Below are 14,391 nucleotides of genomic sequence, written 5' to 3' on the forward strand. Positions count from 1 at the left end.
CAAATAAAAAGAGTCTTCATTATAATGAAGACTCTTTTGTTTATACTATTCTTATTTGTTGGTTTCTACTTTTGGAACTGTATGTTTTTTTAATGAAAAATAAGCAACTAATGTACTTAACAACATCAAAAATCCACCTAAAATAAATGGTGCTCCGGCAAATTTAAAAGGCGCATCACTGTGGGTAAAAAAGTAAAAGGTATTGGCCATCATAGGCGGACCAATTATAGAAGATGCACTCATTAAACTTGTTAAAGTTCCCTGAATTTCTCCTTGTTCACTTGGTGATACTTTACTGGCTACTACAGATTGTAATGCAGGACCAGCGATTCCGCCAAGGCAATATGGGATTAAAAACACAAACATCATCCAGCTTTCTGTTGCAAAGGCGAATAATAACATTCCGATTGTATATAAAGCTAAACCAATGTAAATACTTTTCTCGTTTCCTATTTTTGGGTTGATATATCGAACTAATCCTCCTTGCACTACTCCAACTAATAATCCTATAATTCCTAATGAAATTCCGATCATTCGTTCATCCCAATTAAATTGGTATATGGTAAAGAAACTCCAGTTACTTTGTACGGCATGCGAACCTACATACAAAAGGAATATTGCAGAAATTAATCCGATTAATTCCGGATGTTTTTTTAAACCTAAAATCGCTCCGACCGGATTGGCACGTTTCCAGTCAAAATCTCTTCTGTTTTCTTTTTTAAGAGATTCTGGTAAAATGAAAAATCCATATAAAAAATTAACCATACATAAAACGGCTGCTGCATAAAACGGAACTCTTGAACCGTACTGCCCCAATAAACCACCAATAACGGGACCGATAATAAATCCTAATCCGAACGCGGCTCCAACTAAACCAAAGTTTTTCGCTCTGTTTTCAGCTGTACTTACATCTGCAATATAAGCAGACGCTGTTGTTATACTAGCTCCGGTAACTCCTGCTATAATCCTACCAATAAACAACCAAAGAATTGTTGGTGAAAAAGCAAGCAAAAGATAATCCAGAGAAAATCCAAAAAGTGAAATCAGAATAATAGGTCTTCTTCCGAATTTATCGCTCAGATTTCCGATAACGGGTGCAAATACAAATTGAGTTATCGCATACGCGAAGGTTAACCAGCCACCAATTTTTGCGGCTTCGCTAATATCACCATGAATTAATTCTTCGATTAATTTTGGAATTACAGGAATAATAATTCCCCATCCGGTAATGTCAATTAACATGGTTATGAAAATGAAACCAATTGCCGCAGATTTATTTTTTTGTAACATAGTGGTATTAGTAAGGTGATGCAAATAAACGAAAAAGCCGATATTTAATTTAAATTCCAATAAAAAAAATCCAAATTCCAATTGTACGAAACTGACAATTTCATTAAAACTGCTTATAATTTTTTCACGCAGATTTAAAAAGGATTTTAGCAGATAAACAAAGATTTTTTCTAATGTAATCCACGTGAAAAAAATTAAAAAAATCAATAAAAAAAATCCCAAATTCCAATTAAGGAATCTGGGATTTTCAAATCAAAATTAAATCAATTAGTGCGTATGTTTTGGGTTAAAACCGTCTTCGCTTAATTCTGTATGCACATAGTCTGCATGCATTTCAGCTTCGTAGTCGATTTTTTCTCCTTTAGAGAATTTATGAATTAATTTCTCCATGATATTATAAATTACAGGAACTACAATCAGGGTTAGGAATAAAGAAGAAATTAATCCTCCAATAATTACCCAAGCCAATCCGTTTTTCCATTCAGCTCCAGCTCCAGATGCTAATGCAATTGGGAACATACCAAATACCATCGCAATTGTTGTCATCAAGATCGGACGTAAACGAGCGTGATTCGCCTGAATTAATGCCGTTCTGATTGATTCACCAGCTGCTCTTCTTTGGTTGGTATAATCGACAAGCATGATCGCATTCTTACATACCAGACCAATCAACATAATGATACCTAAAATGGTAAAGATGTTTAAAGAGTTGTTTGTTAATGCTAATGCCATCATCGCACCAATAAACGAAAGCGGAATAGCAAACAATACTACGAATGGATGCGCGAAACTGTCATACAAACTCACCATTACAAGGTAAACCAAAATAATAGCGGCCAATAAAGCGATTCCTAAAGTACCAAATCCTTCCGATTGGTTCTCCTGGTCACCACCCCAGATGTAGTTTACTCCGGCTGGTTTTTTCAATTTATCTAATTTCACTTGCCATTGCTGAACAATTGTTCCAGAAGGAACCCCAACGTTTTGCCCTTTTACGGTTACAGACGCAGATTTATCTCTACGCTCTAACTGAGAAGGTCCAGAACCTTCGGTAATATCAGCAAACTGAGACAATTTAATTTGTTGTCCTGCAGCATTGATGAAAATCAAATTACTAACGTCAGTAATACTTTTTCTGTCGAATGCATTGTATCTGATGTTGATATCGTACTCGTATTCTCCAGCTCTGTATTTACCATCTGTGTTTCCACTAAAAGCAGTTTGCATCGTTAAACCAACTGTTTGAAGTGTTAAGCCTAAAGCAGCCATTTTATCACGGTCTACTTTAACGTTAATTTCAGGATTTCCGTCCTCAACCGTTAATTTGATCTCTGTTGTTCCAGGAATTGTACGTAATTCTGCTTCCGCTAATTTAGCAAATGCCATTGCTGCTTCTGTTGAAGGACCCGTTACAATTAATCCTAAAGTTGCATCTTCGGCAGTACCTAAGATACCTACAGGAACTGTTTTAACTTTTGCTCCAACTAATACTTTTTCTAACTTACGTTTGATTTTTGCTGCATAAACGTTCGCGTCATCAGTACGGTCTTTTTGCTCAATCATTTTTACGTCGATCTCTGCTTTGTAAGCCGTAGCTTGTGATGCTCCAAAACCTTCAGAAGTTTGTCCTACCGTTGTAATTTGACTGTGAACATATTCCTGAGCTTTCAAAAATGCTTCTGCTTTTTGTGTCATGAAGTTGGTTTGTTCTAACGAAGCATCTTTTGGCATCTCGATTTGAACTAAGAACTCTCCACTATCAGAAGAAGCAAAGAACTCTCCTCCAATGAAACCTCCACCCATTAACCCAACGGTTGAAGCAAGGAACAATATAATTACGACAATAAATGTTTTTACATAATGATCTAAACACCAAGTCAACAAATGAGAAACCCAATCCGTGAAACGTGTTAAATAGCTTTCGAAACCAAGAATAATTCTTCCAAATAAATTCTTTCCTTCAATATGCTCTAATTTTCCGAAACGAGATGATAACCAAGGAATAATAGTAAACGAAGCCAACAATGATAACATCGTTGAGATAATTACCGTAACACAGAATTGTGTAATAATGTTTGATACCAATCCAGAACTCATCGCGATCGGCAAGAATACCACCACAATTACCAATGTAATCGAAGTTACTGTTCCTCCAATTTCTGCAGTTCCATCATAAGACGCACGGATTCTGCTTTTACCCATTTCCATGTGCCTGTAAATATTCTCTAATACCACAATCGCATCATCCACAAGAATACCAACAACAAGAGATAATCCTAATAAACTCATTAAGTTTAATGTATATCCCATTAAATAAATTCCGATAAACGTTGCAATCAACGATGCAGGAATAGATACCATTACGATCAACGAGTTTCTAATACTGTGCAAGAAGAACAACATTACAAATGCTACCAGAATAACTGCAATCAATAAATCGTGAACAACAGAATCTGCTGCTTCAAGCGTAAAGATTGTACTGTCTTTTGCAACTTCTAGCTTAAGTTGATTCTCTTTATAATCTTTTTCAAGAACTGCAATAGTTTTCAACAAGTGCTCACTTACCGCCACCGCATTTGCATCTGATTGTTTTACAATTTGTAAAACGATGGCACTTTTTTGATCTACACGTGATATTTTTTCAGCAATTTTTTGTGTATCCTGAACATCGGCAATATCACTTAAACGAATTTGAATTCCGTTTTGAGAAGAAACTACTAAGTTTCTTAATTCTTCAACGCTTTTATATTTACCCGCTAAACGAATTAATATTTTCTGATTACGAGTCTGAATGTTTCCTGTTGGGAAATCCAGATTTGAAGTCAATATATTTTGTTGTACCTGAGGAACAGAAAGTCCGTAACCCTGCATTTTTACAGCGTCAAGATTTACCTGAATTTCACGCTCAGAACCACCAATAATATTTACCTGCGCCACACCTTGTACACGAGACAAAATTGGAGCAACTTTTTTATCAATTAAGTCATAAAACTCCGCTTCATCCATTTTACCATTGGCACCAAGGGTCATAATTGGTAAATCACTCAGCGAGAATTTAGTCAGTGCCGGTGTTTTTACATCATCTGGCAAATCACTAATTATGGCATTAATTTTACGCTGCGCATCATTTAGTGAGAAATCGACTTTTGCATTTGATGTCAATGTTATCGAAACAATAGACAAACTCTCATAAGATTTCGAGTCAATCTTTTTTACATTCTCTAAGGATGCAATCGCATCTTCAATTTTTTTGGTTACGGTATTTTCAACCTCACTTGGAGAAGCTCCAGGATAAACAGTAGAAATTGTAATAACGTTTTGTTCAAATTTTGGGATCAGCTCGTAGCCCAGTTGGCTGTAGCTGAACAATCCACCAAGAGTCAGAATTGTAAACAATACAATTACTAACGACGGACGTTTTATGGATATTTCGGCTAATTTCATTTCTTTGGCTTTATGCTTTAGGCTTTAGGCAATAAGCTTATGGCTTATAGCTTACAGCTTACGGCTTATTTAATAATTTCTACTGTATTTCCGTCTTGTAAGTTAATCTGACCTGTAGTAATTACTTTTTCACCATCAGATAATCCGTTGATGATTTCTACCTGATCTCCTAAAATTCTTCCAGCAGTTACTTTTTTCAATTTTGCAACACCGTTTTCAGCAACAAAAATTTCATTACTGCTTACACTTCCTACGAATGCATTTCTAGGAACCACCATAAGGTTTTGTTTTTGCTGTTTAGACGCAAAATTTGCTGTTCCGTACATACCTGCTTTTAAGTCGTTACTTGAATTATTGATAATTTCAATTTCAACCGGGAAGTTTAAACTTTCATCTGCTTTTGCTGCGATAAATGTAATTTTTCCTGTAAATGATTTATCTGGATAAACACTTGCTGTAACATTAATGTTATCTCCCTTTTTTAAACTTGCAACCTGATTTTCGTTTACAGTAACTGTTAATTTTAATTTAGAAACATTTACAATATCAAACAAAGCTGTTGCAGGCATTCCAGTAAGAATTGATCCTGGCTCGATATATTTTTTATTGATAAATCCGTTGATTGGTGCTTTTACTTTTGTATCTCCAACATTGATGTTTGCTTGTTTTAAATTAGATTCTGCATTAGTTAAAGCTAATTTTGCCTGATCTAATTGTTGTCTTGTAACACCACCTGTTTTAAAAGCATTTTCATATCGTGCATAATCAGACTTTGCATTTTGATAAACTGCCTGAGCTTGTTGTGCACTTACATTAATAATATCACCTCTCATTGTTAATAAAGTCTGACCAACATGAACGTAGTCACCTTCTTTAGCTAAAACACTAATTACTTTACCTGATTTCTCAGCAGAGAAAGTCAATTCCTGAATTGGAGCAAAGTTTCCGTTTGCAACGAAATCTAAAGAAACTTCTTCTGTTTTTACAGGAGTAACTTTTACAGAAACCGCAGCATTTTTCTCTGCAACAATATCAGTTTTCGCCTTATTTTCTTTCTTATTGTTATTTAAAACATATCCAATCACACCCAAAGCTGCGATTATGATTACGATTGTTATAATAGTTTTCTTCATTGTAATTAGTTATTTAATAAGAGTTTTTAGTTCGCCTTTTGATTTGATTAATGCCACTTCGGCAATTTTATAATTTAATACAGCTCTGGTATAATTATTCTGAGCTTCCTGATGTGCATTTTCTGCATCTAATAAATCGGTTAAAGATGCTAAACCTTGCAGATAGTTATTTTTTGTATCGCTCAAAATTTCACGAGCTAAACGCATATTTTCTTGTTGATTTCCAATAGTCACAAGGTTATTATCAATTTGTGCCATTGCATTTCTATAATCCAGATCAAGAGATAGCTTGGTATCTTTCATATCTTCCTGAAGTGTTCTGATATCTACATCAGCCTGTCTTACTCTTGCACGAGTTCCAAAACCTGTAAAGATTGGCACACTTAAATTCAATCCGATTCCTGAATAATCTGACCAGTAAACACCTGAAGACGGTTTCGCAAAAAGAGGAAACTCAGGACCCTGACCAATAAAATTATAACCTGCAGTCAAAGAAAGTTTTGGATAATACTCAGCCTGAACTGCTTTCTTTTGAAACACTAATAATTCTTCTTGTTTTTTCAAAAGCAAATATTCAGTTCTGTTTTCAACATTTGGAACTTCTGTTAATGCTGCCGGAACTGCTTCAAATTCTTCTTTAGGGATCACGATTTGAGTCTCAATCGGCATACCCATATAGAATTTCAATGCATTTTCCTGTAAAGTAATTTGATTTATAACTTGTTGACGGTCTGTATCAATATTTGATAATTTTACCACGATACGATCTAAATCAATCTTTTTAGCTAAACCATTATCAAATTGTCCTTTTACAATATCATGAACTTTAGTAGTATTTAAGTAAGTACTATCTAATAATATTAATCTTTCGCGTTGTACATAAACTGAGTAATAATTGTTTGCTACTCTTTCAATTACTTGTTCTTCTGTTAACTGATCGTTTATTTGATAAAATTCACGTGTAGATTTTGCAGCTCTCAATCCGGTAAAAACAGATTGATCAAACAAAGCTTGTGTCAAATTAACCCCTGCTCCCGATGTCCATTTTTGACCAAAAGTTGCCTGAATACTAGTTCCCGGCTGACCAAAAGACCCTCCATCAATTACACTGGTTTGTAAAATTGGATTGTAAGTCAGATTTCCGTTTGCATGAATTTGTGGCAAAGCTCTGGAACGAATTTCCTGAATTTGGTATTCGCTGTTTTCAACCTGTAATTTTGCCTTTTTAGCATCGGCTTTATTTTGAAGCGCATAATTAAGCGCGTCTTTTAAGGTTAAAGTGACTTGTGCATTGGCTGACAGGCCAAGAGTACACAAAAGTATTACAATTATTTTTTTCATAAATTATAGATTGACGATTAAGCGGTAATTTTTTTAAGTTGTTTTTCTAATTCCTTTATTCCTTCTTCAGTTGCCATAGCTCTGGTGTGATATTCAAGAGCTTCTAATTCTATTTCCTGTGCTTCTTTTTCTGAAATTGTAGTTTCGTTAATATGAAAAATTAAAGTGTAATAAAATTTAACATAGATATCAATATTCAAATCCGGACGATACAATCCTTCACGAATTCCTTTTTCTATATTAACTCTAAAATACTGTGTACATTGCTCAATTTCGTATGACAGTACATTTTGATAGATTTCCGGATAATGTTTTTTGAGCTGATAAATCGGAGAAGTGTCTATATTGTTTTTAAACATATCACGAAACATTTCTCTAATTTCAAAATTCTCCTGAATTGAATTGTAATCTTTGGCCACAATAGTTCGAATTATCTCGTGCACTTGCTTGTGAACCATTGAAGTACTTTCTTCAATTAAAACTTCTTTATTGCAGAAATATTTGTAAATCGTTTTTTTCGATATACACATTTCTCCTGCAATATCATCCATTGTAACACTTTTAAAACCGAGCTTTAAAAACAACTCGCTCGCTTTTGATATGATTTTATCTTTCATTTTGACTTTCCAATTGTATTGCAAATATACTTCGGAAACTAAAAGCTAAAAAATAGTTTCCACTATATTTGTAATAATTTTACATTAACTTATTCATTCTTTAAGATTTATATGCTAAATTCTAAATTTGCAATAAGCTTAATATCTCTTCCAAGTGCCAAGCCTCCGTTGTGATGAAATGAATTGTAGTCTAAACCAAAATCCTGACGTTTAATATCTCCTTTAATTTCAAAAGCCACTTTTCTTTCTCCGTTGTAAGTATTAACCCCAATAAATTCGGCATCAAGTTCCACCACTTTGGTAACATCTTTAATTGTTAAATCACCTTTAAAAAAATTGATATTATTATTGATTTTTTGAAAAGAAGTCGATTTAAAACTAATAATCGGATGCTCATTTACATCAAAAAAGTCCTGAAGTTGTAAATTAGTATCTACTTGCTGAAAACTGTCAATCTTATTATTGATATCTAAAGAAAATTCTACAGACGCATCTTCAATTTCATTGTCTTCTATGTTTACATAACCACCAAATTTATTAGTAGTTCCTCCCATATAAGCAATTATAGAATGTCGCATTTTAATTAAAACATCTGATTGACTAGAATTTAAAGTCCATGTTGTTTTCATAAGCATTTGATTTTATTGAGTTTATAAATTCTCGAAATCTTTCACGGAAACTATTATAGTGTTTACAGTTTCCGTTTAACGGTGCAAATATAGACAGGAAACTCAGAATACCAAAAAAGTTTCCAAGTTTTTTTTAAAATATTTTAACCGATTAAAAATGAGAGTTCTCTAAACTATTTATTAAATCATTATCAGCATTTAACTTTTAAGAAGGAATTATTCATAATTGAATTGTATCTTTGAGCCTCATAAATCAGAATTTCATTTTATGCACGATATTAGTCAGTACCAGGATTTTTTTATTACTTATTTAAAAAAACAAAGCATACGAAAAGAACCTAAAAACCTTTACGAACCAATTGAATACATTTTAGGACTTGGAGGAAAAAGAATGCGTCCGGTACTAACTTTAATGGCTGCAGAGGTTTTTGACACCGATTATAGTACAGCACTTCCCGCAGCAATGGCTGTTGAAGTTTTTCATAATTTTTCGCTTGTTCACGACGATATTATGGACGACGCACCTTTGCGAAGAGGAGAAGTTACCGTTCATGAAAAATGGAATATTAATACCGGAATTTTGTCTGGCGACGCTATGCTGATTCTTGCTTATCAATATTTTGAGCAATATGAGCCGGCTGTATTTAGAGATTTAGCCAAGTTATTCAGTAAAACTGCGCTTGAAGTTTGCGAAGGCCAACAATGGGATGTTGATTTTGAAGAAAGAAACAATGTTACCATTCCGGAATATCTAAAAATGATTGAATATAAAACAGCCGTTTTAGTTGCAGCAGCCATGAAAATGGGTGCTATTGTAGCCAAAACAACTGAAAAAGAAGCTGATTTAATCTATGATTTTGGACTAAATTTAGGATTAGCTTTCCAATTGCAAGATGATTATCTGGACGCTTTTGGTGATCCGGAAACTTTTGGAAAACAAGTTGGCGGCGACATTATTGAAAACAAAAAAACGTATTTATATCTAAAAGCATTAGAATTTTCAACTCCTGAAAAAGCTACAGAATTAGAAAAATTATTCCGCTTGCAATTAGACGATAATTCTGAAAAAATAGAAACTGCCAAAGCCATTTTTAACGAATCAGGCGCTTCAAAAGCGACGCAAGACGCGATTGAAATGTATACTTTTAAAGCATTTGAAACTTTAGAAAAAATGGAAATTAATACTGAAAAGAAAAGTATTCTAAGGACTTTTGGCGAAAATTTAATGGGAAGAAAAGTTTAAAAAAACACGATAACAATGTCAATGACAATATCAAAAATCAATCAAAATTGAAATACCTTAATTTAATTTTGAAATTGAAATTGTTTTTTTTTAATTGTTATTGCCATTGATATTGATTTTTAATATTGAAATTGATTTTTGAAATTGAACAATTATGTTTGTAGCACCAATTAATACCGAAGCTTTATTAGCGCAAGCACAAGCGGAGACTTTGTATTTAAGTCTGATTGAGCAAATTAATAAAGATTTCAATTTGGCCAACGAAGGAATCGATTTCCCTTTAAGCATTTCGCCCGACGAATTAAAAATTCAGCTGCACGAAAAAATCTACCGAATGATTCAGTATAAATTTGCTGAATATTTAAACCTCCTTTACATTATTGACGTTCCCGAAAATGACATCAAACAACTCGACGGATCGGATTTAGTGATTCTTGCCGAACAAGTTGCTTTTTTGATTTTAAGAAGAGAATGGCAAAAGGTTTGGTTTAGAAATTATTACAAGTAAAGGTTCTGAGGTACTAAGATGCTAAGGTTCTAAGTTTTTTTTTCATTGGGACGAACTATATTGTGCAATTTATCTAACTCTGTCCATAGCCCAAAATACTGGGTATCAATTTTACTTCCGATAATTTGAAAACGACCGCATTTAAAACAGATTTTTGCTATTCCAATCGTTTTTTCTTTCTTTTTAAAAATGAAGATATCACGATACTCTGCGACGCATGCATATCCGTCCATTTGTAAAGAATCTTGTACGCTGAATATATTTTCAATTTCCTTTTGCTGTTTAATTGTAAGATCAGATTTCTTATAATTATGACTTAGTAAAATTTCTTCAAAATCCTTAGGAATGCTATCAGGGAAATACCCCATAAATAAACCTTCAAACTCTTGATGCTTTTTTGACTTTCTACTTTTTTCCTCAAAATTAATTATGCTTTCAAGAGTATAATTCACATAATAATGATCAATTTCATCAGAATCAAAAAAAGGTCGCAATTCTTTTTTCGCAACCTTTTCATTGTTAACATCTAATTTCTTTGAATTATTACAGCTTAAAATTATAATTGCTGTAAATACAAAAATAAATTTCTTCAAATTTCTACATTTTAAAAACCTTAGTCCCGAAGCTTCGGGATACTATCTCAGCAACTTAGAAACTTAGAAATAAACCCTCACAAAAGGCATAAATCCAGATCCGTATAAGCTTTTATTAGGATTGTACAAAACATCGTAACGCGCACCAACAGTAACATTCTTTGTCCTATAACCTGCCCCAAGATACAAAGCTGTATTCCAATAACTATCTGAATACGGAGGATAATAATTTTGATAAACATCATATCTTGCTTCATATTGAGTATCAACTCTTACTTGTTCTAATTCCGCAGACAACTGGATTTCCGGAATTGGATTTACTAAAGTTATAAGACTTCCTCCCCAAACGAAAGATTCGTAATAATTTTTTTGATATAAATAACCAAACTGCAGACCTGCTCCAACAGCTACAATTTCATTAACATTATAAATAGCACTCGGCATAACCGAAATATTGGTATACCCGGAACCGAAACCTAATCCGAGTCCACCACCAAATTGTACTTTGTCCCAAAAATGATTGCTATTGTCAATTACGTATTTTTGCTGTGCATTTCCAGAGTTGGAAAATAAGAGAAGCGAAATCACAAAAAAAGAACTGAAAACGATTGAAATTTGATTTTTACTCATAGTTAACGTTTATTTTAACAAATTTTTACGTAAAAGTACGTAAAAAAAGGATTTAAATAAAGGCGATTGTTGTACTTTTGCGATTCTATTTAACAAAAAGTATATTCACTAATATTATGGATAGGTTTTCATTTTTAAATGCAGCGCATACAGAGTTTTTTGCACAATTATACGATCAATATTTAGTAAACCCAGACAGCGTTGAGCCTAGCTGGAGAAGTTTCTTTCAAGGTTTTGACTTTGGACAAACAACTTATAATGACGAAAATCCGGTGCAAACGATCGTTGAGTACGTGACTAGCCCAAGCACAGACGACAGTCAGGTTTCAGAAAAACTAAAGAAAGAATTCAACGTTTTAAAATTAATTGACGGATACCGTACTCGCGGGCATTTGTTTACTAAAACAAACCCTGTTCGTGACCGTAGGCAATCTTCGCCAACTTTAGAAATCGAAAACTTCGGATTATCAGCTGCTGATCTTTCAACTGTTTTTGATGCTGCACAGACAATTGGAATGGTACCTTCTTCTTTACAAGATATTGTAAATCGTCTTAAAGCTATTTACTGTCAACATATCGGTATTGAATATATGTACATCAGAAATCCTGGCGTTGTAAAATGGATTCAGGATAAATTAGCTGTTAATCATAATCAGCCAAATTTTTCTACAGACGAAAAGAAAACAATCTTAAATAAATTAAACGAAGCTGTATCTTTTGAAAACTTCCTTCATACTAAATATGTTGGACAAAAACGTTTCTCATTAGAAGGTGGAGAATCAATCATCCCGGCTCTTGATGCTTTAATCGAACAAGCTGCTGAAAAAGGTGTTGAACAATTCGTAATGGGAATGGCTCACCGTGGTCGTTTGAACGTTTTGGCAAACATCTTCGGAAAATCTACTCAGGATATCTTTGGTGAATTTGACGGTAAAGATTACGATCAGGAATATTTTGATGGTGATGTAAAATACCACTTAGGTCTTACGGCTGACAAAAAAACAAGATCTGGAAAAAGCATCAACATCAATTTAGCACCAAACCCTTCTCACTTAGAAACTGTTGGAGCTGTTATTGAAGGAATTACCAGAGCAAAACAAGATAAATATTACAATGACGATTTCTCTAAAGTATTGCCAATCGCAGTACACGGAGATGCTGCAATCGCAGGTCAGGGTATCCTATACGAAATCATTCAGATGGCTCAGCTTGATGGTTACAAAACTGGAGGAACTATCCATATTGTAATTAACAATCAGGTTGGATTTACAACAAACTACTTAGACGCTCGTTCATCAACTTACTGTACAGACGTTGCCAAAGTAACACTTTCACCAGTATTACACGTAAATGCTGATGATGCTGAAGCTGTTGTACACGCTGTATCTTTTGCATTAGATTACAGAATGCAGTTTGGACGTGACGTATTTATCGATTTATTAGGATACAGAAAATACGGTCACAACGAAGGTGATGAACCTCGTTTCACTCAACCGGTTTTATATAAAATCATTGCTAAACATAAAAACCCAAGAGACATCTACGCAGAGAAATTACTTTCTGATGGCGTAATCGATGCATCTTATGTAAATGGTTTAGAAAAACAATACAAATCTGCTTTAGAGGAAAACTTAGAAGCTTCCCGTAAAAAAGATTTAACAATCATTACTCCATTCATGAAAAACGAATGGGAAGGATTTGTTCAGGTAACAGATACACAAATGTTGGAGAAAGTAGACACTACTTTTGACAAAAAAGGATTGGATTCTATCATTAATACAATCTCTACATTACCATCAGACAAGAAATTCATCAGTAAAATTTCTAAAATTGTTACGGATAGAAAAACAGGATACGATAATAACACAATTGACTGGGGAACTGCAGAAGCATTAGCTTACGGTTCACTTTTAACAGAAGGATTTGATATTCGTATTTCTGGACAGGACGTAGAAAGAGGAACTTTCTCTCACCGTCATGCCGTAGTTAAAGTAGAAGATTCTGAAGAAGAAGTAATTCTTTTAAATGGAATTGAAAACAAAAAAGGAAAATTTGGCGTATTCAATTCACTTTTATCTGAATATGGTGTTCTTGGTTTTGATTACGGATATGCATTAGCAAACCCGAAAGCTTTAACAATCTGGGAAGCACAATTTGGAGATTTCTCTAATGGAGCTCAGATTATGATTGACCAGTACATTTCTTGTGGAGAAGACAAATGGAACAACCAAAATGGTATTGTTTTATTATTACCTCACGGATATGAAGGACAAGGAGCAGAACACTCTTCTGCAAGAATGGAGCGTTACTTACAACTTTGTGCAAGACATAATATGTATGTTGCAGATTGTACAACACCAGCCAACTTCTTCCACTTGTTAAGAAGACAAATGAAAACAAACTTCCGTAAACCTCTAGTAGTTTTCTCTCCAAAAAGTTTATTACGTGATCCAAGATGCGTATCAACAGCTGAAGAGCTTGCAACCGGAAGTTTCCAGGAAACAATTGACGACAATACTGTAGATAAGAAAAAAGTAAAAACTTTAGTTTTTGTTACTGGTAAATTCTACTACGATATTGTTGCAGAAAGAGAAAACAACGGAAGAAATGACGTTGCTGTTGTTCGTATCGAACAATTATTCCCTTTCCCAATTGAGCAAATCAAAGCAATCATTGCACAATATCCAAATGCTGATGATTATGTTTGGGCTCAGGAAGAACCTAAAAATATGGGAGCTTACAGCTTTATGTTAATGAACTTTGATCTTGTAAAATGGAGATTAGCTTCGTTAAAAGCTTATGCAGCACCAGCATCAGGAAGTTACACACGTGCAAAACGTCGTCATGCAGATGCAATTAGAATGGTATTCGATAAAAACTTATTTAGATAAAAAAATGTTTCAAGTTTCATGTTTCAAGTTTCAAGTTTAACAACCTGAAATCTGAAGTCTGAAACCATAAAA

At 33.9% G+C, this 14,391-nt stretch carries 11 protein-coding genes; 3 read left to right on the forward strand and 8 right to left on the reverse strand.

All coding sequences use genetic code 11. The features are described from left to right. Positions 1-51 precede the first annotated feature (51 nt). From KHA98_RS13395 to KHA98_RS13420, 6 genes are all read right to left on the reverse strand, one after another. Entirely contained in the window at positions 52-1,290 is a 1,239-nt protein-coding gene (locus KHA98_RS13395) for a TCR/Tet family MFS transporter (RefSeq protein WP_213258443.1), read from the reverse strand. Positions 1,291-1,557: 267 nt separating this feature from the next. Beyond that, a complete protein-coding gene (locus KHA98_RS13400) occupies positions 1,558-4,734 on the reverse strand; it encodes an efflux RND transporter permease subunit (protein WP_213258444.1) in 3,177 nt (1,058 codons plus the stop codon). Between the two features lie 65 nt (positions 4,735-4,799). Then, positions 4,800-5,867 (reverse strand): efflux RND transporter periplasmic adaptor subunit, encoded by a 1,068-nt coding sequence (locus KHA98_RS13405; protein WP_213258445.1) that lies wholly within the window; start codon positions 5,865-5,867, stop codon positions 4,800-4,802. Between the two features lie 9 nt (positions 5,868-5,876). Beyond that, the gene (locus KHA98_RS13410; RefSeq protein WP_213258446.1) at positions 5,877-7,208 is read right to left on the reverse strand and encodes a TolC family protein; all 1,332 of its coding nucleotides are present in this window, start codon (positions 7,206-7,208) and stop codon (positions 5,877-5,879) included. Between the two features lie 17 nt (positions 7,209-7,225). After that, positions 7,226-7,825, reverse strand: coding sequence for a TetR/AcrR family transcriptional regulator (locus KHA98_RS13415; protein ID WP_213258447.1), 600 nt, complete (start codon positions 7,823-7,825; stop codon positions 7,226-7,228). A gap of 107 nt (positions 7,826-7,932) precedes the next feature. Next, a complete protein-coding gene (locus tag KHA98_RS13420; RefSeq protein WP_213258448.1) occupies positions 7,933-8,454 on the reverse strand; it encodes a YceI family protein in 522 nt (173 codons plus the stop codon). 268 nt (positions 8,455-8,722) lie between these two features. On the opposite strand from KHA98_RS13420, the gene KHA98_RS13425 reads away from it, so the two are divergent. Both KHA98_RS13425 and KHA98_RS13430 read left to right on the forward strand, forming a co-directional pair. Continuing rightward, positions 8,723-9,697 carry a polyprenyl synthetase family protein gene (locus tag KHA98_RS13425; protein WP_213258449.1) on the forward strand — a complete coding sequence of 325 codons (975 nt, stop codon included), beginning with the start codon at positions 8,723-8,725 and terminating at the stop codon, positions 9,695-9,697. Between the two features lie 154 nt (positions 9,698-9,851). Further along, positions 9,852-10,205 (forward strand): hypothetical protein, encoded by a 354-nt coding sequence (locus tag KHA98_RS13430; RefSeq protein ID WP_213258450.1) that lies wholly within the window; start codon positions 9,852-9,854, stop codon positions 10,203-10,205. Positions 10,206-10,234: 29 nt separating this feature from the next. Here KHA98_RS13430 and KHA98_RS13435 read toward each other — a convergent pair whose 3' ends face one another. Together KHA98_RS13435 and KHA98_RS13440 are read right to left on the reverse strand one after the other, a co-directional pair. Continuing rightward, positions 10,235-10,798, reverse strand: a complete 564-nt coding sequence (locus tag KHA98_RS13435; protein ID WP_213258451.1) for a hypothetical protein — start codon at positions 10,796-10,798, stop codon at positions 10,235-10,237. A gap of 63 nt (positions 10,799-10,861) precedes the next feature. Then, positions 10,862-11,428, reverse strand: coding sequence for a hypothetical protein (locus tag KHA98_RS13440; protein ID WP_213258452.1), 567 nt, complete (start codon positions 11,426-11,428; stop codon positions 10,862-10,864). Positions 11,429-11,544: 116 nt separating this feature from the next. Here KHA98_RS13440 and KHA98_RS13445 point away from each other — a divergent pair, with 116 nt between their 5' ends. After that, the gene (locus KHA98_RS13445; protein ID WP_213258453.1) at positions 11,545-14,319 is read left to right on the forward strand and encodes a 2-oxoglutarate dehydrogenase E1 component; all 2,775 of its coding nucleotides are present in this window, start codon (positions 11,545-11,547) and stop codon (positions 14,317-14,319) included. Positions 14,320-14,391 lie beyond the last annotated feature (72 nt).

Origin of the sequence: Flavobacterium branchiicola (assembly GCF_018383905.1) — a bacterium.
Taxonomy (GTDB): Bacteria; Bacteroidota; Bacteroidia; order Flavobacteriales; family Flavobacteriaceae; genus Flavobacterium; species Flavobacterium branchiicola.

Excerpts from the sequence above, each read along its gene's own strand:
- KHA98_RS13405 (WP_213258445.1), bottom strand. The coding sequence starts at position 5,867 with ATGAAGAAAACTATTATAACAATCGTAATCATAATCGCAGCTTTGGGT.
- KHA98_RS13400 (WP_213258444.1), bottom strand. The coding sequence starts at position 4,734 with ATGAAATTAGCCGAAATATCCATAAAACGTCCGTCGTTAGTAATTGTA.
- KHA98_RS13440 (WP_213258452.1), bottom strand. The coding sequence starts at position 11,428 with ATGAGTAAAAATCAAATTTCAATCGTTTTCAGTTCTTTTTTTGTGATT.
- KHA98_RS13415 (WP_213258447.1), bottom strand. The coding sequence starts at position 7,825 with ATGAAAGATAAAATCATATCAAAAGCGAGCGAGTTGTTTTTAAAGCTC.
- KHA98_RS13425 (WP_213258449.1), top strand. The coding sequence starts at position 8,723 with ATGCACGATATTAGTCAGTACCAGGATTTTTTTATTACTTATTTAAAA.
- KHA98_RS13410 (WP_213258446.1), bottom strand. The coding sequence starts at position 7,208 with ATGAAAAAAATAATTGTAATACTTTTGTGTACTCTTGGCCTGTCAGCC.
- KHA98_RS13395 (WP_213258443.1), bottom strand. The coding sequence starts at position 1,290 with ATGTTACAAAAAAATAAATCTGCGGCAATTGGTTTCATTTTCATAACC.
- KHA98_RS13430 (WP_213258450.1), top strand. The coding sequence starts at position 9,852 with ATGTTTGTAGCACCAATTAATACCGAAGCTTTATTAGCGCAAGCACAA.
- KHA98_RS13445 (WP_213258453.1), top strand. The coding sequence starts at position 11,545 with ATGGATAGGTTTTCATTTTTAAATGCAGCGCATACAGAGTTTTTTGCA.
- KHA98_RS13420 (WP_213258448.1), bottom strand. The coding sequence starts at position 8,454 with ATGAAAACAACATGGACTTTAAATTCTAGTCAATCAGATGTTTTAATT.